15 protein-coding genes are annotated in these 18966 nt (G+C 44.4%); 12 read left to right on the top strand and 3 right to left on the bottom strand.

The annotated features are described in order from the left end of the window. Positions 1-58 precede the first annotated feature (58 nt). From DW251_RS03770 to DW251_RS03795, 6 genes are all read left to right on the top strand, one after another. The gene (locus DW251_RS03770; protein WP_118300272.1) at positions 59-1111 is read left to right on the top strand and encodes an N-acetylmuramoyl-L-alanine amidase family protein; all 1053 of its coding nucleotides are present in this window, start codon (positions 59-61) and stop codon (positions 1109-1111) included. Between the two features lie 75 nt (positions 1112-1186). Continuing rightward, positions 1187-3127, top strand: a complete 1941-nt coding sequence (locus DW251_RS03775; RefSeq protein ID WP_021870314.1) for a GH25 family lysozyme — start codon at positions 1187-1189, stop codon at positions 3125-3127. 110 nt (positions 3128-3237) lie between these two features. Further along, positions 3238-3933 carry a polysaccharide deacetylase family protein gene (locus DW251_RS03780; protein ID WP_118300273.1) on the top strand — a complete coding sequence of 232 codons (696 nt, stop codon included), beginning with the start codon at positions 3238-3240 and terminating at the stop codon, positions 3931-3933. Between the two features lie 26 nt (positions 3934-3959). Beyond that, a complete protein-coding gene (locus DW251_RS03785) occupies positions 3960-5276 on the top strand; it encodes a replication-associated recombination protein A (RefSeq protein WP_118300274.1) in 1317 nt (438 codons plus the stop codon). Positions 5277-5463: 187 nt separating this feature from the next. After that, positions 5464-7227, top strand: a complete 1764-nt coding sequence (gene rho, locus DW251_RS03790) for a transcription termination factor Rho (protein WP_118300275.1) — start codon at positions 5464-5466, stop codon at positions 7225-7227. Between the two features lie 105 nt (positions 7228-7332). After that, a complete protein-coding gene (locus DW251_RS03795; RefSeq protein WP_021870310.1) occupies positions 7333-9069 on the top strand; it encodes a phospho-sugar mutase in 1737 nt (578 codons plus the stop codon). A 308-nt stretch (positions 9070-9377) separates the two neighbouring features. Here the strand turns inward: DW251_RS03795 and DW251_RS03800 are convergent, their stop codons facing one another. The 3 genes from DW251_RS03800 to DW251_RS03810 all read right to left on the bottom strand — a co-directional run bounded on the left by DW251_RS03800 (position 9378) and on the right by DW251_RS03810 (position 12386). Continuing rightward, complete coding sequence (locus tag DW251_RS03800; protein WP_118300276.1) at positions 9378-10442, bottom strand: hypothetical protein; 1065 nt, start codon at positions 10440-10442, stop codon at positions 9378-9380. Between the two features lie 195 nt (positions 10443-10637). Continuing rightward, entirely contained in the window at positions 10638-11522 is an 885-nt protein-coding gene (locus DW251_RS03805) for a tyrosine-type recombinase/integrase (protein WP_021869494.1), read from the bottom strand. An 18-nt stretch (positions 11523-11540) separates the two neighbouring features. Further along, positions 11541-12386 carry a tyrosine-type recombinase/integrase gene (locus tag DW251_RS03810; RefSeq protein ID WP_118300313.1) on the bottom strand — a complete coding sequence of 282 codons (846 nt, stop codon included), beginning with the start codon at positions 12384-12386 and terminating at the stop codon, positions 11541-11543. A gap of 649 nt (positions 12387-13035) precedes the next feature. On the opposite strand from DW251_RS03810, the gene DW251_RS03815 reads away from it, so the two are divergent. From DW251_RS03815 to secE, 6 genes are all read left to right on the top strand, one after another. Next, positions 13036-13446: a PBECR4 domain-containing protein gene (locus DW251_RS03815; RefSeq protein ID WP_021869492.1), complete on the top strand. Its 411-nt coding sequence runs from the start codon at positions 13036-13038 to the stop codon at positions 13444-13446. Positions 13447-14124: 678 nt separating this feature from the next. Then, complete coding sequence (gene mreB, locus DW251_RS03820; protein WP_347474616.1) at positions 14125-15168, top strand: rod shape-determining protein MreB; 1044 nt, start codon at positions 14125-14127, stop codon at positions 15166-15168. A 97-nt stretch (positions 15169-15265) separates the two neighbouring features. Continuing rightward, positions 15266-17554 carry an AAA family ATPase gene (locus tag DW251_RS03825; protein WP_118300277.1) on the top strand — a complete coding sequence of 763 codons (2289 nt, stop codon included), beginning with the start codon at positions 15266-15268 and terminating at the stop codon, positions 17552-17554. Positions 17555-17629: 75 nt separating this feature from the next. Next, positions 17630-18346 (top strand): ComF family protein, encoded by a 717-nt coding sequence (locus tag DW251_RS03830; protein ID WP_118300278.1) that lies wholly within the window; start codon positions 17630-17632, stop codon positions 18344-18346. A gap of 170 nt (positions 18347-18516) precedes the next feature. After that, positions 18517-18681, top strand: coding sequence for a 50S ribosomal protein L33 (rpmG, locus tag DW251_RS03835; protein WP_278284752.1), 165 nt, complete (start codon positions 18517-18519; stop codon positions 18679-18681). Between the two features lie 26 nt (positions 18682-18707). After that, positions 18708-18959, top strand: a complete 252-nt coding sequence (secE, locus tag DW251_RS03840; protein WP_118300279.1) for a preprotein translocase subunit SecE — start codon at positions 18708-18710, stop codon at positions 18957-18959. Positions 18960-18966: the final 7 nt, after the last annotated feature.

Raw genomic sequence — 18966 nt, forward strand, 5'->3', positions numbered from 1 at the left:
TGAAAAATAATTGTGCGATCAATGAAAAAGAGACGATACAACAGAACAGGAGGAGAAAATGGGACGTAAAAAATATTTCGCAGCCCTTGCAGCAGCTGGTATGATCGGCGCTATGGCGTTGGGATCTGCGTTTAATTCATACGCCGCAGATGGATGGACCAAGTCAAATGACCATTGGACCTACATCTACCAGGGCAAGACCTATACAGGTTGGCTGGAAACCAGTGATGGCAAATATTATATGGACCTTTCCGATGGACATATGACTACCGGATTTAAACAGATCGATGGAAAATGGTACTTCTTCCGTCCAAACGGTCTGATGGCTCAAAGCCGCTGGATCAATCCGGAATATGGCAAATGGTACTACTTCTTAGGTGACGGTACCATGGTTACCGGCTGGTTAAAGATCGGAAACGATTATTACTTTATGCGTGGTGACGGATCTATGGGAACCGGCTGGCGTCAGATGGACGGTGCCTGGTACTACTTCCAGAGCAGCGGCAAATGTGTAGTTAATTCCTGGGCACAGATCAAGGACAACTGGTATCTGTTTGGAACAGACGGAAAGATGATGACCGGCTGGGCAAAAGTTGACACCGACTACTATTATCTGAATACAGATGGGCGTATGCTTACAGGCTGGCTCACTGACAGCGAAGGCAATAAGTATTATATGAATCAGAGCAATGGCAAGATGAGTGTAGGCTGGAAGCAGATCGATAATGCCTGGTATTATTTCAATACCAATGGTCACATGATGACAGGCTGGATCCAGGTAGATAATAAGATCTACTACATGAATCCGACAAACGGCGGAAAGATGACAACAGGAACCTCCCTGGATATCAACGGAACTACCTACAACTTTGATGGAAGTGGTGTATGCCAGAATGCAAGCGGCGTATCTGCTCAGACACCATCTAGCAGCAGTACTTCTGCTTCCGGTGGTGTAACCGGTGAAAATGGCGGACCTGGTGTATCAAGAAATTCCAGCTCCAACAATGGTCCTTCCGGTGGTAACACTTCAAATAATACATCAAACAGTCCTTCCAATACCACATCCAGTTCTGACACCTTAACGGCAGGACGCACAGACGGACCAGGCTGATAGAAAACTTTTAAATTGCAGACTACATAATGGGGATGTCAGGAAAAAGACATCCCCTTTTTCAGGAGAACAGGCATGAATAACGCAGATAAGATCATAAAACGATGCCGGGCGCTGGCACTGGCAGGTATGATTGGGATCACCAGTCTTGGAAGTTCTCTTCCAGCCTTTGCTGCAGGTCCGGGGGATGACTCATCCCGGGTATCAGAGATTTCCACAGGAGGTCCTGGAGATCCGGGAAATACTAATTCTTCCAATTCTACAACAAACACAGGAAATTCAAATAATTCAAATAGTAACAATAATACTAATAACAGCAATAATACAAACAATACAAACAATTCCAATACATCATCCAACAATACTACCACAAATACCAATGCCTGGAAAAAGGTAAACGGTACGTACCAGATGTCAGATGGAAGCGCGATCCAGAATGTGCTCCATCGTGGTATTGATGTTTCCAGATGGCAGGGAGAGATCAACTGGAGCCAGGTGGCAAAGGATGATATTTCATTTGTTATGCTGGGAACCCGTTCCAAGGGAGCAGTAGATCCCTATTTCCACAAGAATATCCAGAACGCAACTGCCAATGGTGTTAAAGTAGGCGTTTATATTTATTCTCTGGCAACTACCACAGACATGGCAGTCCAGGAGGCAGATTTTGTATTAAACCTGATCACCGACTATCCGATCTCCTATCCGGTAGCATTTGATATGGAAGACTCTACTCAGGGAAATCTGTCAAAATCAGAGCTGGCGGCTATTGCAAACGCTTTCTGCAAGCGGATTTCTGCAGCCGGTTATTACCCGATCATCTATGCAAATGAGAACTGGCTGAACAATAAACTAGATATGAGCCAGATGAATTATCCAGTATGGGTGGCAAGATATTCTGCCCGATATACCTGGCAAAATCCGGTGATGTGGCAGGCTACAAGCAGCGGTTCTGTAAAAGGTATCAATGGCAACGTGGATATTGACTTCCAGTTTAAGGACTTTACCTCTGTGATCCCGGCAAACACCTGGCGCACCATTAACGGAAAGCGTTATTATTACGCAAATTACGAAAAACAGAAAAATGCATGGGCACAGGATGTAAATGACTGGTACTACATGGATAAAGACGGACTTGCATCTACCGGCTGGATCACAGTAGCAGATGCCCGTTATTATCTGGATACTACTACCGGAAAAATGCAGACTGGCTGGCAGTCAGAAAACGGAAAATGGTACTACCTTGGAAGCAGCGGTGCTGTAAAGAAAGGCTGGATCAGTGATAATGGTACCTGGTACTATACTGGCAATGACGGTGCTATGCAGACAGGCTGGATCGAAGTTAGCGGCAAACGCTACTATCTGGAAAATTCTGGGAAAATGGTTACTGGCTGGACGAACCAGAACGGCAAATGGTATTACCTTGGCAGTTCCGGAGATCTGTTAAAAGGCTGGATCAATGATGGTGGCACCTGGTATTATTCCAACAACGAAGGTGTGATGCAGACTGGATGGCTGACAGATGCAGGTGGAAAATATTATCTGAGAGGCTCCGGTGCCATGGCAATTGGCTGGAGACAGTTAGATGGTGCATGGTATTACTTTAACAGTGATGGCAGGATGGCAACAGGAATGATCGAGGTAGGCGGGCTTCGTTATTATATGGATCCTTCCGACGGTCGTATGGTATCTGGCAGAGCAGTAGAAATAAATGGCGTCACCTATCAGGCAGCCGCAGATGGACATTTAAGCCAGCAGGGTCAGGAAACAACAGGGGACCAGAGCAGCCAGAATTCCGGAAATAATGCTTCAGGCAGCAATACAGGAAATAATAACACAGGAAACAACGTTCAGATCACTCCTGCAAACTCTACCACAGGTTCCTCTGACAACAGTACTTCCAACTCCTCTTCTGATGATCAGAAAGTAACAGGCGTAAATGGAGGCCCGGGAGTAAAGAAGGACTCTGCAAATAATGGAAACAATGATAAGGTAGTAACAGGTCAGGCACCAGGCTGATGAAATAACTATTTAAATCCGCTTTTGGCAGAATGGGAAATCTGCTTCAAAGGCGGATTTTTTTGCGTATTCCCGCATAAAATAAACAGATACCATTCATCAGGTGAACCGTGCATAACAGGTATATAAAATATTTCGTCTTTCTTCTGTTTACAGCAGATCTGGTCTTATCCGCTATTTTCCTGAAAAATGATCACAGGGATATAGAAAAAATATTTTCACTTCCTGCACTTTCAAAAGTTGCCGGCCAGCCCGGGTATATAGCCCTCACTTTTGATGATGGTCCGGACCGGAAATGTACCCCGCTTCTTTTAGACGGACTGAAAGAACGGGGAGTCCATGCTACCTTTTTTCTTATGGGAAGCAATATAGAAGGAAAAGAAGATATTGTAAAGCGTATGAGCGAAGAAGGACATCTTATTGGCAATCACAGTTATGAACATATCCAGCTGACAAAAGCGGGACCGGAGGCAGTCTGTGAAGCAGTAGAACATACCCAGGAACAGATCGAAGCCATTACCGGAAAGCGCCCGGAATATATACGTCCGCCCTATGGTGACTGGAACGAAGAACTGGAAGAAGAGATTGGAATGAGCCCGGTCCTCTGGTCTGTAGACTCTTTAGACTGGAAACTAAAAGATAAAGGAAAGATCGTCCGGCGGGTCTTGAAAGATGTAAAAGATGGGGATATTATATTAATGCATGATATATTTCCTTCCTCTGTAGAGGCAGCCCTGGAGCTGGTCGATATACTGCAGAAGGAAGGTTATGTTTTTGTAACGGCTGATGAATTGTTGATCGAATGAGATCAAAAGAAAAATGGAGAAATCAAATGGATCTATTTGACTATATGAGAGAAAATACAATGGAGAAGGAGTCGCCCCTGGCTTCCAGACTTCGTCCGCGCACACTGGATGAGGTAGTGGGGCAGCAGCATATCATTGGAAAAGATAAGCTGCTCTACCGGGCGATCAAGGCGGATAAACTGGGATCTGTGATCTTCTATGGACCTCCGGGAACAGGAAAGACCACCCTTGCCAAGGTGATCGCAAACACCACTCAGGCAGATTTTAAGCAGATCAATGCCACTGTGGCGGGTAAAAAAGACATGGAAGAAGTGGTCACAGAGGCAAAAAACAATATGGGAATGTATGGACGGCGGACCATTCTTTTTGTAGATGAGATCCACCGTTTTAATAAGGGCCAGCAGGATTATCTTCTTCCTTTTGTAGAAGACGGTACACTGACACTGATCGGTGCTACTACGGAAAATCCTTATTTTGAGGTAAACGGGGCGCTTCTTTCCAGATCCCGTATTTTTGAGTTAAAGCCACTGGAGAAAGATGACATTAAACAGCTGATCTACCGGGCGGTAACCGACTCAGAACGTGGAATGGGAACTTACCGGGTAAAGATCGAGGAAGATGCCGCAGATTTTCTGGCAGATACAGCCAATGGGGACGCCAGAGCAGCCTTAAATGCAGTAGAACTGGGAGTTCTCACTACAGAACGCAGCGAAGACGGATTGATACATATTGACCTTGCTGCTGCCCAGGAATGTATCCAGAAACGGGCCGTGCGTTATGACAAAGATGGGGACAACCATTACGATACCATCTCTGCTTTTATTAAAAGTATGCGGGGATCTGACCCGGATGCGGCCGTGTATTATCTGGCACGTATGCTGTATGCAGGAGAAGATATTAAATTTATTGCCCGCCGTATTATGATCTGTGCTTCTGAAGACGTTGGAAATGCAGACCCACAGGCGTTAAATGTAGCAGTAAGCGCAGCTCTTGCAGCAGAGCGAATTGGACTTCCGGAAGCTCAGATCATCCTTTCCCAGGCAGCTTCCTATGTGGCATGTGCCCCTAAAAGCAATGCAGCCTATGTTGCCATACAGAATGCCATGGAAAATGTAAAGACCACCCGTACCATGCCGGTGCCGGTACATCTTCAGGACCGTCATTACAAAGGTGCAGCGAAATTAGGACATGGTGAAGGCTATAAATATGCCCATGATTACCCGAAACATTATGTTAAGCAGCAGTATCTTCCAGATGGAATGGAGGGTACAGTATTCTATGAACCATCAGATAATGGCTATGAAAAGCAGATAAAAGCCCATATGAAATGGTTGAAAGATTAACAATGGCAATGTATAATAAAAAATGATAAAAATAATTTTACGTGGATCCCAAGGCAGAAATTCTCACTCTGCCTGTCGGATCTGTCTATAAAAGGAACTTCCCAAAATCTGGAAAAATCCCGTATTTTACAAAGACAGGCAAACTGAATAATTCAGATAACAGATGCATAATAGATAGGAGAGTAGTATGCGCGAAAAATTAGAGACAAGGTCCCTTGCCGAACTGAAAGAGATGGCAAAAAATGTGGGACTGAAAGGGATCAGCGGCCTTCGTAAGGCAGAGCTTATTGACCTTTTATGTGCCCAGGAAGAGAAAAGTCAGAAAAACACAGCAGAAACAGTAACAGTGAAACCTCACAGCAGCCGTGTAAATGCTGAGAAAACAGTGCGGGAGAAACCAGTCCAGGAAACCCGCAGTCAGGAGACCCGCCCACAGGAGAACCGGGTGCAGGAAAGTCGTGTGCAGGAAAATCGCAGCCAGGAAAACCGTGTGCAGGAGACCCGCCCACAGGAAAACAGATATCAGGAAAAGCGTTCCCAGGACAACCGGAATAATCAGAGAAATAACCGTACATACGAAAGATTTAACCAGACCCGTCCGCAGATCCGTACATATGGGAACAACAATTATAACAATAACAACAATAGTTACAGCACTCCGGCAGCTGCCCCTGTTCAGCAGGCGGTTCCCGTCAGCCAGACTTATTCTACCCAGAACCAGACTTATGTCCAGAATGTGGACAACCAGGAGCGTGTGGCAAGACCGGAATACAGAAATGACGCCATGGGACTTTCCACACAGGATATGGCAGAATTAGACAGCGGCATTGAGGCAAACGGTATCTTAGAGGTTATGCCGGACGGTTTCGGCTTTATCCGCTGTGAAAACTTCCTTCCAGGTGAAAATGATGTCTATGTTGCACCATCCCAGATCCGCCGTTTCAACTTAAAGACCGGTGATATCATTGTGGGAAACAGAAGAGTAAAAGCAGCTACAGAAAAATTCGCTGCACTTCTCTATATTAAAACAGTGAACGGCTATCCATTAAGTGCTACTGAGACAAGACCAAACTTTGAGGATCTGACCCCGATCTTCCCAAATCAGCGTCTCCACATGGAAAATCCAAGAGAGAAAACTTCTGTTGCCATGCGGGTATTAGACCTGCTGGCACCCATCGGTAAAGGACAGCGTGGTATGATCGTTTCCCCGCCAAAAGCTGGTAAGACCACTCTCTTAAAACAGGTGGCAAAAGCTATTACCACCAATCATCCGGACATGCATCTGATGATCCTTTTGATCGATGAGCGTCCTGAGGAAGTAACTGACATCAAAGAAGCCATTGTAGGGCCAAATGTAGAAGTTATCTATTCCACCTTTGATGAGCTTCCGGAGCGCCACAAACGTGTATCTGAAATGGTTATTGAACGTGCAAAACGTCTGGTAGAACATGGAAGAGATGTTATCATCCTTTTAGACAGTATCACCCGTCTGGCAAGAGCTTACAATCTGACCGTTGCCCCAAGCGGCCGTACCCTTTCCGGTGGTCTTGATCCGGCAGCACTGCATATGCCAAAGCGTTTCTTCGGTGCTGCAAGAAATATGCGTGAAAAGGGCAGTCTGACCATTCTTGCAACAGCATTGGTAGATACAGGAAGCCGTATGGATGATGTGGTTTACGAGGAATTTAAGGGTACCGGCAACATGGAACTGGTGCTGGACCGTAAACTGTCTGAAAAACGTATCTTCCCGGCTATTGACATTTTAAAATCCGGTACCAGAAGAGATGATCTGCTCCTTACAAAAGAAGAGGCAGAGGCAGTAGATATTATCCGCAAAGCCACCAATTCCTTAAAGCCGGATGAGGCAGTAGAGAAGATCTTAGATCTCTTTTCAAAGACCAGAAATAACCGTGAATTTGTAGAGATGGTAAAGAAGATTCGCTTCTTCTAAGACTTCCTTTTTCTGACATGATATAGTATAATTAAAAGCATGAATCAGGGGGCTGTCAAAAGACCTTTTGACTCCAAAATTTAATTTAGGAGGGAGTATGTTATAATGAAAGATTACATGAAGATATACCAGGAATGGTTATCAAATCCTTACTTTGATGAGGCTACAAAGGAAGAACTGCGCGCCATTGAGGGCAATGAAAACGAGATCAAAGAGCGTTTCTATATGGACCTTGAGTTCGGAACCGCTGGTTTAAGAGGTATCATCGGCGCAGGTATCAACCGTATGAATATTTACGTTGTAAGACGTGCTACCCAGGGACTTGCAAATTATATTATCAAGCAGGGAGCAGCTAACAAGGGCGTAGCAATTGCATACGACTCCCGTCATATGTCCCCGGAATTTGCTATGGAAGCAGCTATGACTTTAGCAGCAAACGGTATCAAGGCATATAAGTTTGAATCCCTTCGTCCAACACCGGAATTGTCCTTTGCAGTACGTGAGTTGGGCTGCGTAGCAGGTATCAATATCACTGCAAGCCACAACCCGCCGGAATACAATGGTTACAAGGTATACTGGGAAGATGGCGCACAGTTTACACCTCCTCATGATAAAGGTGTTACAGAAGAAGTTCTGGCAATCGAAGATCTGTCTACAGTAAAGACTACAGATGAGGCTTCTGCAACAGCAGCAGGTCTGTATCAGGTAATTGGACAGGAGATTGATGATAAATACATCGCTCAGGTAAAGGCTCAGGTAGTAAACCAGAAGGCCATTGATGAGATGCAGGATCAGATCACTATCGTATACACACCTCTTCACGGAACAGGAAATATCCCTGCAAGAAGAGTTATGAAAGAGATCGGATTTACCCATGTATACGTAGTTCCGGAGCAGGAACTGCCAAATGGCGATTTCCCAACTGTAAGCTATCCAAACCCGGAAGCAAAAGAAGCATTTGAACTGGGCTTAAAGCTGGCAAAAGAGAAAGATGCAGACCTGGTACTGGCAACTGACCCGGATGCAGACCGTCTTGGTGTATATGTAAAAGATACCAAGTCCGGCGAATATATTCCACTGACTGGAAATATGTCCGGATCCCTTCTGTGTGAGTACGTACTCAGCCAGAAGCAGGCAGCTGGAAAGATCCCGGCAGACGGACAGGTTGTTAAATCCATCGTTTCCACCAACCTGATCGATGCAGTAGCAAAATCATACGGCGCAGAACTGATCGAGGTTCTGACCGGATTTAAGTGGATCGGAAAGCAGATCTTAAAGAATGAGACTACCGGACATGGTACATACCTTTTCGGAATGGAAGAGAGCTATGGATGCCTGATCGGAACCTATGCCCGTGATAAGGACGCTATTTCCGCAACAGCCGCTCTCTGCGAGGCAGCTGCATACTACAAGCAGAAAGGCATGACCTTATGGGATGCAATGATCGCTATGTATGAGAAATACGGCTACTATAAAGATGCTGTAAAGGCAATCGGTTTATCCGGTATTGAAGGACTTGCAAAGATCCAGTCCATTATGGAGACACTGAGAAATAATACTCCAACCGAAGTTGGCGGCTACAAAGTAACCTCCGCAAGAGACTACAAGTTAGACACCATCAAAAATATGGCAACCGGCGAAGTAAAGCCTACCGGACTTCCTTCTTCCAACGTTCTCTACTATGACCTGGAAGACGGCGCATGGATCTGCGTAAGACCATCCGGCACCGAACCAAAGATCAAATTCTACTTCGGCGTAAAGGGAACTTCCCTGAAAGACGCAGAAGAGAAAGAGAATGCACTTGGCGCAGCTGTAATGGCTATGGTTGATAAGATGATGTAATGAGTCCAAAAGAAATCTTCGAATGCGTCACAGGCGCATTCTCGATATGCATGGCAAAACAAGCGGCTGCGAAGCAGACATTTGTTTTTCTTGGACCATTAACGAATGAACCGTCTGCGTAAGCAGACAGTAGAGCGCGTCAGCGCGGGGTTCATGAGTGGATACCTGGCAAACGTAAACACCCCTGGGAAAGAAAATTTCAATCCCAGGGGTGTTTTTATGTTTGCTCTGCCAAGACATCTCCCCGCCATCGGCGGGAAGATAATACCCAGCATATATCCCCGCATCAGCGGGGACATAAACGCTTACTATTTATTTCTCTTCTCAGCCGCTTCCCTCAATTCCTTCAAAGCCGCTGCAAACTTCATAGAAGATGCAGATGGATTTCCACGTAAAATACTTCTGCGGTAGAAATTCATATGTTTCATCATATCCTGACGTTTCTTTGTTAATTCCGTCATACGGCTGCTCATTGCTGCGATACGTTCATTACGGCTGGCAGTCATAGCAGCTTTTATATTCTTGGCAGCTTCGATCTTTGCAGCCGCCTCTTCACGGTACTGAGCTGCTTTCTCATCTGCATGTTCCTTTAACTGAGCCGCTTTTAATGCAGTCTCAAGCCGCAGTTTTGCCGCCCGCTCCGTTGTCTCATATTTTAACTGGGCTGCACGTTCTGCAGTTTCATTTCGCAGCTGCGCAGCTTTACCGGCTGCTTCCACACGCAAAGTTTCCAGCTTCACAGCCGTATCTTCCTTTGCTTCTTCCAGTTTCTGTTCTGTTTCTGCCTTCAATAATGCCAGCTGAACCTGAACATCGTCCAGTTCTGCCTTCATCTTTGTCATGGCATCAAGCACCTTGGCAAGATCCAGAGCAGTACGTACAGACTCTGCTGTATCAATAATGAAAACAACAGTGATTACGGATAAACAGGGAATACCGATCATAGTTGGAACATGAAGCACCCACCGTTCAATAGGCTTGTGGATCACCTCTGTGAGGAAGATCGTCAAAAAGCCCCATGCAACAGAAGAAGTCAGGCAGATATATCCGTTTAAATTAAAACGCTGGTTGCTGTAATCCCAGTATTTCATTTTAAACAGCCGCTCCATTCCCCAACCCGTCACATATTCCAGGATCGTAGCACCGATTACACCGGAGATGTAAACCATGACCAGACTGCTCTTAAATGGAAGAGATACCCATAACATCATCACAGCTCCCGTACCATAAAGAGGCAGCATGGGAAGTCGCAGAAAGCCGCGGTTTACAAAACGGTGCTGTTTCAAAGATACATAGGTAGACTCAAAGATCCATCCGAAAAAGCAATATATATAGAAGAAACTCAGCCATTGATACCAGGTGTATTCGTACATAGGTTGTCCATCCTTTGTTTTAATGATATGATACCAGGGTCAAAAGGCCGGAAATCCGACGCAAGCTTGCTTGCAGGAGGATTTTTGAACTTGGGACCCGCCAAAAACATGAGTAAGGAGCCATTTTTTGAAGAAAAATGAGCGGATTACGAATCAACATCATGATATGAGTATACCATATTTCTTTTACCTGTACTACCACTTCACTACCCGGTCGATCAATTTTTGCTGCTCTTCTGAAGACCGGGTCAGATAGATCCGCGTAGTCTCAATACTTTCATGTCCCATCAGATCTGCCAGCAGGGAAATATCATTAAACTTCTCCAGAAAATTCTTTGCAAACCGGTGCCTGAAAGAGTGAGGATAAACCTGTTCAGAAGGGATCTTATACCGTTTTGCCAGTACCTTTAACTGGGAACGGATACCTCTGGCAGTGATCACCTGTCCATTTCTCCCTGTAAAAATATAACCGGAAACGATGTCACGCCTTTTCAGCCATATTTCCGCTTCCTCACAAAGAGCAGCAGGAAAATAAATACGCCTCATTTTACCGCCTTTTGAGTACAGATCCATCATCCCCAGTTTTACATGCTCCGCCTTTATTTTCAAAAGTTCGCTGACCCGCATTCCCGTTGCTCCTAAAAAACGTACTACAAAATACCAGAACCAGTTTTCATCCTTCTTCAGCTTCTTTTTTAGTATCTCATAGTTTCTTTTAGATATTACATTGTCAATAAAAGTCTTCTGCTGGTATTTTACGGCAGGAAGTTTAAAGGATGAAATTTCCATATATTGTAAATATTGGTTCATGCCATGGATATGTACATTTACAGTAGCAGGACGGTAATGTTCTAAAAGCCATGCTTTATGAGCCTGAAGGTTTTCAGGGTCAATGGTATCAGAATGGGAGAAAAAGTGGCGGACAGCCAGAAGATAAATACGGATCGTATTATCAGAAGCTCCTTTGCGGAGCAGGAAATCCTTAAAAGGGGTCAGTTCCAGGTCGTTGGATAGTGTATTTTCAGATCCGTTTTCTTTAAACCTGGTATTATCTGAGGGAAAAATAAATGTAGTTTCCATACAATACACCCCCTGCAGCTACCAGTTTACAACCTGATTAACAATACGGTACTGTTCCCGGCTGCTGCGCCGCAGGTAGATCCGGGTGGTTTCAATGCTGTCATGTCCTAAAAGATCCGATAACAGGGCAATATCCGGACACACTTCAATAAAATTCTTTGCAAACCGGTGCCTGAAAGAATGAGGATACATAACATCCGGGTCAATGTCGTACCTTGCTGCAAAAACCTTTAACTGGAAACGGATCCCGGAAGCAGATAAGGGAGTTCCAAACCGGTTTAAAAATAAGATCCCATCCGGACGCTGGGAAAACCCGGGCCATTCCTCAAATGCCTTTCGCAAAACAGCCGGAATGTAAACCCTGCGCAGCTTATTCCCTTTAGAATAAATATCCCGGTATCCCTTTTTTACATCTTCAACATCAAACAATACCAATTCGCTGATACGCACCCCGGTAGCAGCCATAAGCCGTATAAGAAAATAATAATTATATTCCCCATCTTCCCATAAGCGCTGCTTTAAAAACTCATAATCTGCCTGACTGATGATCTGTTCCAAAAATCCTTTCTGCTGCACATGTACCATAGAGACCGGACACAGGGAGCTTTCCCTGTAACGTACAAAACAGTTCATGGCACGAAGCCGCAGATTGACGGTCTGTGGTTTATAACGTTCAATGAGAAATACTTTATAAAGCTGCAGATTTTTATCCGTCAGCTGGGAATACAGCCCGTAAAACTGCTTCAAAGCATAACAATAAGCGGTGATCGTCCGTTCCGACATATTTCGTTCCAATAAATATTTACGAAATTGTGTTTGTGCCCGTTTCCCTGAAATTCCCGCACTATTACCTGTAGTTGTCATCTGTTCTTTCATTAAAATATCCTCCTTAAGTGAAATAATGTCCTCTCGGAGTCTTTCCTGCACCTGCCTTTGTGGCCGGTTTTCCGCCAGTCGCACCCGGATTTCATCACCGTACGCACCGCGTACGCCTCAGAAATGTGGGCATAACTGACAAAAAATCTTCTCACAAAACCAGGCACAGAAAGATTCCGGGAGAACATAAATATATTCATGCAGAAAACCTACATTACAATCTTAGTACATCGTTTTCAAAATAACTATACCACTCACTTGTCTGCGGATCTGCTCACACAGGTCTAAAAGCCTCAGTGTATCTCGCTGTTCTTCAGTAGATTTTGTCAGGTGGATCCGCGAGGTTTCAATGCTTTCATGTCTAATTAGATTAGTAGACAGTTGGGAAAATTGAGGATTTTCTTGACATAATTCTCCCCTCACTATATAATGATAATATCAGACAGACAACAGTGTGTGTTTGTCCAGACGTTGAAGGATAGCAGCGTACCGGAAAGCCTTGCTATACGGAGTCTTCAAGAGGGGTTGTGCAGTGAAACCTCAAACCGGAGTAGGTCAATGAACCGAATGAAAATGCTCAAAACCGTCTTGTTTATACAGGGCGGTTTTCTTTTATACATAAGGAGGGGGATGAAAAATGGATCATTTATTAGAATGTGCGGAAGCTTTTGAACAGTTATTGGATGTTCAGTACCATATTGTTTTAGGACGTAAAAATCGATTAACAGAATTAACCCTCCGCTTTGATCCAACAGAGTTTCATCATTTAGTTGGACTACATAAATTGCGAGATCTCCGTCTGGCAAGAGGGAATCGTGAGAAGATATTTTATCAAATACTTTCAAAAACGATTTGCATGGAAGATATCAAAAAGAGCCGTTATTTTCCGGAAATACAAGATCGTATGTTCTTCTTTGATAAAATAGAGTATCTTTTAGACAGCAATAAAACAGTTTTTCTGCAGGTCCTTTTTCCAAAAAGGAGAGAAGGATTACACAAAAGGACAAGCAGTTTATACATTACTAAAAAAAGAAATAACAATAGTTAGTACTGGAAAAACAGTAGTACAGTATGATCGGCTAATGTTAAGATGTTGGGGTCAAAAGGTATTTTGACCCCTCTGATACCGAATTGCTACGTGCTTTGCACTCTCGCAATTCTAAAAACATTCGTAATCCGCTCATTTTTCTTCAAAAAATGGCTCCTTACTCATGTTTTGGGCGGGTCCCAAGTTCAAAAATCCTCCTGCAAGCAAGCTTGCATCGGATTTATGACCTTTTGACCCTGGTATCATGTTAAGAAAAACATAAAAAAATCCCCGCTCTGCTTACACAGAACGGGTCATCGCATTTTTAGAGGGGTATGAAATTATTTAGGGGGGCCGGACGGATTCCTCCGTCCGGTATGAGTATGAAAAAGCTTTGTGATTTCAAGTAACCACTTGAAACAAAGGCCTTGTCCACCTCTCGGTGAACGATATTATAATACGGAATAAATGTGTCCAAAAAATGTACATAATATAAAAAAAGAATAAAGAATATAAATAAGTGAAAAAAACCTTTGAAAACTTTTCAAGATTGTATATAATAGAAGAAACTTCAGTCTGCTCTGAGGCGTACTTGTCATGCTTAAAGCGCAGGCCCTTTTTTGAGTTATACAAGAAACTACTATTGTAAGAAACTTTTTGTGACCCCACATTTTAGGAGGAAATATTTATATGTTTTCAATGATGTCCAATGACATTGGAATTGACTTAGGAACTGCCAGTATCCTTGTGTATATCAAGGGAAAAGGCGTTGTATTAAAAGAACCGTCCGTAGTTGCCATTGACCGTGATACCAATAAGATCATGGCGATCGGTGAAGAGGCACGCCTGATGATCGGACGTACTCCAGGTAATATCGTAGCAGTCCGTCCTCTTCGTCAGGGCGTTATCTCCGACTATACCATTACCGAAAAAATGATGAAATACTTTATCAACAAGGCAGTAGGCAAGAGAACACTGCGTAAGCCACGTATCAGTGTATGTATCCCAAGTGGCGCTACAGAAGTAGAGAAGAAAGCAGTAGAAGATGCAACTTACCAGGCTGGTGCCCGTGAAGTTGCTATTATCGAAGAACCAGTAGCAGCAGCCATCGGCGCAGGTATTGATATCGGTAAAGCATGCGGAAACATGATCGTAGATATCGGTGGTGGTACTGCAGATATCGCAGTTATCTCCTTAGGCGGACCTGTAGTCAGCACTTCCATCAAGATCGCAGGTGATGACTTCGATGAAGCATTAGTCCGTTATATGAGAAAGAAACACAATCTTCTTATCGGTGAACGTACTGCAGAGGAGATCAAGATCAATATCGGTGCTGCATACCGCAGACCGGAAGTACAGACTATGGAAGTAAGAGGACGTAACCTGGTAACCGGTCTTCCAAAGACCATTGTAGTTACTTCCGACGAAACTCTGGAAGCATTAAGAGAACCGGCTCTCCAGATTGTAGATGCTGTACACAATGTTCTGGAGAGAACACCACCAGAACTGGCAGCCGATATTTTTGACCGTGGTATCGTAATGACCGGCGGTGGCTCCCTTCTCAGTGGTCTGGATGCCCTGATCGAGGAAAAGACCGGCATTACCACCGTGATCGCGGAAGATCCGCTGACAGCTGTAGCGATCGGTACCGGTAAGTTCATTGAATTCGCACACGGTATGACCTCCGCCCTGGAAGCATCCATGGGAATTGGCGGCGGAAGAAACGATAAAGAGGATTATTAATTTTTTTGACTGGCCGGGCTGCCGCAGCAATGCGGCGGCCTTTTTGACTATATAAAAGCAGCAACTGTTCTTATACACAGATACAGAGGAAAGAAAAATGGCAACCATAACAGGATTTATTGAAAAAATAAAATTCAGAAACGAGGAAAATGGCTATACTGTGCTGTCAGTTACCGACCAGAGCGATGGTGATGAAGTTATCATGGTAGGTACGCTTTCTTATGCTGCTGAAGGAGACATGATCCAGGCATCTGGACGCATGATCGAGCATCCGGTATATGGAGAACAGCTTCAGATCGAAAGTTACGAAATGAAAACGCCCCAGGACGCAGAGTCTATGGAGCGCTATTTAGGTTCCGGTGCCATCAAAGGTATCGGCGCAGCACTGGCAGCCCGTATCGTCCGCCATTTCAAAGCCGACACTTTCCGGGTCATGGAAGAAGAACCGGAGCGCCTTTCCGAAGTGAAAGGCATCAGTGAAAAAATGGCAATGGCCATTGCTGAACAGGTAGAAGAGAAAAAAGGCATGCGGGAAGCCATGATGTTTCTGCAAAATTATGGCATTACTTTAAATCTTGCAGCTAAGATCTACCAGGAATATGGCCCGAAGTTGTACAGTATCATCAAAGAAAATCCCTATAAGCTGGCAGATGATATTCCAGGTGTGGGATTTAAAATGGCAGACGAGATCGCCGAAAAAGTAGGCATCTTCACAGACTCCGACTACCGTATCAGGGCAGGTCTCCTTTACATTCTTCTCCAGGCATCAGCCAACGGCCATACCTATCTTCCTCAGAAAGAATTATTTTCCCAGGCGGCAGAGTTGTTAAAAGTAGAAACGACTGCTATGGAAAAGCATCTGATGGATATGCAGATCGACCGCAAAGTAGTGGTAAAAACAGTCCCAGGCAGCGAACCGCCGGAATATCTGGTCTATTCTTCCCACTACTATTATCTGGAACTGAACACGGCCCGTATGCTCCATGACTTAAACATCCGTGGCGATATACCGGAAACAGAGATCCGTGCCAATCTGGCGAAAGTCCAGAAAAAAGAAGAAATCCATTTAGATGAATTGCAGGAAAAAGCAGTTTTTGAGGCAGTAAACAGCGGACTTTTAGTGATCACCGGCGGTCCCGGTACAGGAAAGACTACCACTATCAATGCTATTATCCAGTATTTTGAAAATGAGGGAATGGAGATCCTACTGGCAGCGCCAACCGGCCGCGCAGCCAAGCGAATGACTGAGACTACCGGTTATGAGGCCCGTACCATTCACCGCATGCTGGAACTGGTGCCATCCGGTATCCCGGACTCTGGTTCTATGTCTGGGAATAATGCCCCTTCCGGTAAAAATGGCTCTTTCAGTTCCGGTGGCATGCATTTTGACCGAAATGAAGAAAATCCGCTGGATGCCGATGTTATTATCATCGATGAAATGTCCATGGTAGATATCAGTCTGATGCATTCCCTGTTACGCGCAGTAAACGTAGGAACACGTCTGATACTGGTAGGCGATGTGGACCAGCTTCCAAGTGTAGGACCTGGAAATGTGCTTCGCGACATTATCGAGTCCGGCTGTTTTAATGTAGTAAAACTGACTCACATTTTCCGTCAGGCGGCCCAAAGCGATATTATTGTAAATGCCCACAAGATCAACGAAGGGGAACGGGTAGATCTGACAAAGCGCAGTAAAGACTTTCTCTTTATCCGCAGGGAAAATCCTGATGCAGTGATCAGCGCAGCCATTACACTGATCCAGCAGAAACTTCCCGGTTATGTCCACGCCCAACCCGGTGATATCCAGGTAATGACGCCTATGCGAAAAGGTGCTCTGGGAGTAGAACGTCTAAACCAGATTCTGCAAAATTACTTAAACCCACCGGATCCGTCTAAAAAAGAGAAAGAGTCCGGCGGTATCATCTACCGCACCGGGGATAAAGTGATGCAGATCAAAAATAATTACCAGATGGAATGGGAGATTCGCAGCAAATACGGCATTCCCACAGATAAAGGTGCCGGTGTATTTAATGGTGATATGGGGATTATCCGGGAGATCAATGAATATGCGGAAAATCTTACCGTGGAATTTGATGAAGGGAAAATGGTAGAATACAGTTTTAAACAGTTAGAAGAACTGGAACTTGCCTATGCCATTACCATCCACAAGTCCCAGGGAAGTGAATATCCGGCGGTGATCATCCCTATGTATTCCGGCCCACGTATGCTGATGACCAGAAATCTGATCTATACAGCGGTGACAAGAGCCCGCTCCTGTGTCTGCCTGGTCGGCCGGCCGGATGCATTTTATACTATGGCAGATAACTCCATGGAGCAGAAACGCTATTGCGGCCTGAAAACCCGCATAGAAGAAATATACGCCTGACAGGCATCTGTTTACGAATAAAATATAATATTCTAAAATTTCTAATAAATCTAACTCTGTCTATAAGGAGAACGTATGAACTATATAATAGAAACGATCCTGGATCTGCTGTTCCCGCGCAGGTGCCCGGTTTGCGGTCAGATCATTATGCCAAAAGGAAATCTGATCTGCCCTGGGTGTATCAGAAAATTGTCCTGGGTCCGTGGACCGGTGTGTAAATGCTGTGGCAAGGAGATCATAAGCGAGACCGCAGAATACTGTTCTGACTGCGCAATTCATCCAAGATCTTTTTCCAATGGGATGGCGCTGCTTAACTATAATGAAATTTCAGCACCGTCCCTGGCAAAGATCAAGTATCACAACCATCGGGAATATCTGGATTTTTATGCAGAGGCTGCATATAGAAAGTATGCTGCCAGGATCGCCCGCTTATCACCGGATCTTATCATTCCGGTGCCGGTACACAAAAGCCGCATGAAAAAAAGAGGCTTTAATCAGGCAGAAGAATTTGGAAAACGTCTGTCCCATTATCTGGAAATTCCAATGAATTCCAGTTTGCTGATCCGGTCAAAAAAGACGGTACCCCAGAAAGATTTAGGACCTGCCCTGCGCCTTAAAAATCTGGAACAGGCATTTAGCTGCAGAAAACTGCCGTACAGAATGAAAAAAGTTCTCCTTATTGATGATATTTACACAACTGGAAGTACTGCAGAAGCCTGCTCAAGGGCTTTGAAAAAAGCCGGAGCAGAGCAGGTTTTTCTTCTTGTGATCGCCACCAGCTCCAATCGATGACAAAAATCTTGTATAAAATGATAAAAATCATTAAAAACTATAGAAAAGACCTTTTATACCTCTTGACGTCAGGAATATTTTTATGTTATAGTATACGGGCGAATGGAAGATAGGTCTTTTTTTTATGCTTAAAATTAAGACCGAGAAGCAAATTGAATTACGATAATTTAATGGAGGTGGAAGTCGTGCGCACAAAAATCACACTGGCATGTACAGAATGCAAGCAGCGTAACTACAACATGACTAAGGATAAGAAAACTCATCCTGACCGCATGGAGACTAAGAAGTACTGCAGATTCTGCAAGAGACATACGTTACACAAGGAAACAAAGTAATCCTGATCAGTAAAGGACGTGAAGTTATGGAAGAAAATACAGTGAATACTGTAGAAACCACGGAAAAAGCGGCCAAGACTGACCAGAAGACGGCTAAGAAGGAGAAAAAGCCTAGCTTTTTCAAAGGCCTGAAGACAGAGTACAAGAAGATCGTCTTTGCTGATAAGGAAACTGTAGCAAAACAGACTGTTGCAGTTGTAGCCATGTCCGTTTTCATCGGCGCTCTGATCGGTGTACTGGATATGATTATGAAATTCGGTTTAAGCTTTATTCTTTAATTTCAAA

Source organism: Clostridium sp. AM22-11AC, from assembly GCF_003473545.1.
Classification (GTDB): domain Bacteria; phylum Bacillota; class Clostridia; order Lachnospirales; family Lachnospiraceae; genus Enterocloster.

Excerpts from the sequence above, each read along its gene's own strand:
- DW251_RS03770 (WP_118300272.1), top strand. The coding sequence starts at position 59 with ATGGGACGTAAAAAATATTTCGCAGCCCTTGCAGCAGCTGGTATGATC.
- DW251_RS03775 (WP_021870314.1), top strand. The coding sequence starts at position 1,187 with ATGAATAACGCAGATAAGATCATAAAACGATGCCGGGCGCTGGCACTG.
- DW251_RS03785 (WP_118300274.1), top strand. The coding sequence starts at position 3,960 with ATGGATCTATTTGACTATATGAGAGAAAATACAATGGAGAAGGAGTCG.
- rho (WP_118300275.1), top strand. The coding sequence starts at position 5,464 with ATGCGCGAAAAATTAGAGACAAGGTCCCTTGCCGAACTGAAAGAGATG.
- DW251_RS03795 (WP_021870310.1), top strand. The coding sequence starts at position 7,333 with ATGAAAGATTACATGAAGATATACCAGGAATGGTTATCAAATCCTTAC.
- DW251_RS03800 (WP_118300276.1), bottom strand. The coding sequence starts at position 10,442 with ATGTACGAATACACCTGGTATCAATGGCTGAGTTTCTTCTATATATAT.
- DW251_RS03805 (WP_021869494.1), bottom strand. The coding sequence starts at position 11,522 with ATGGAAACTACATTTATTTTTCCCTCAGATAATACCAGGTTTAAAGAA.
- DW251_RS03810 (WP_118300313.1), bottom strand. The coding sequence starts at position 12,386 with ATGACAACTACAGGTAATAGTGCGGGAATTTCAGGGAAACGGGCACAA.
- DW251_RS03815 (WP_021869492.1), top strand. The coding sequence starts at position 13,036 with ATGGATCATTTATTAGAATGTGCGGAAGCTTTTGAACAGTTATTGGAT.
- mreB (WP_347474616.1), top strand. The coding sequence starts at position 14,125 with ATGATGTCCAATGACATTGGAATTGACTTAGGAACTGCCAGTATCCTT.
- DW251_RS03825 (WP_118300277.1), top strand. The coding sequence starts at position 15,266 with ATGGCAACCATAACAGGATTTATTGAAAAAATAAAATTCAGAAACGAG.
- DW251_RS03830 (WP_118300278.1), top strand. The coding sequence starts at position 17,630 with ATGAACTATATAATAGAAACGATCCTGGATCTGCTGTTCCCGCGCAGG.
- rpmG (WP_278284752.1), top strand. The coding sequence starts at position 18,517 with ATGGAGGTGGAAGTCGTGCGCACAAAAATCACACTGGCATGTACAGAA.
- secE (WP_118300279.1), top strand. The coding sequence starts at position 18,708 with ATGGAAGAAAATACAGTGAATACTGTAGAAACCACGGAAAAAGCGGCC.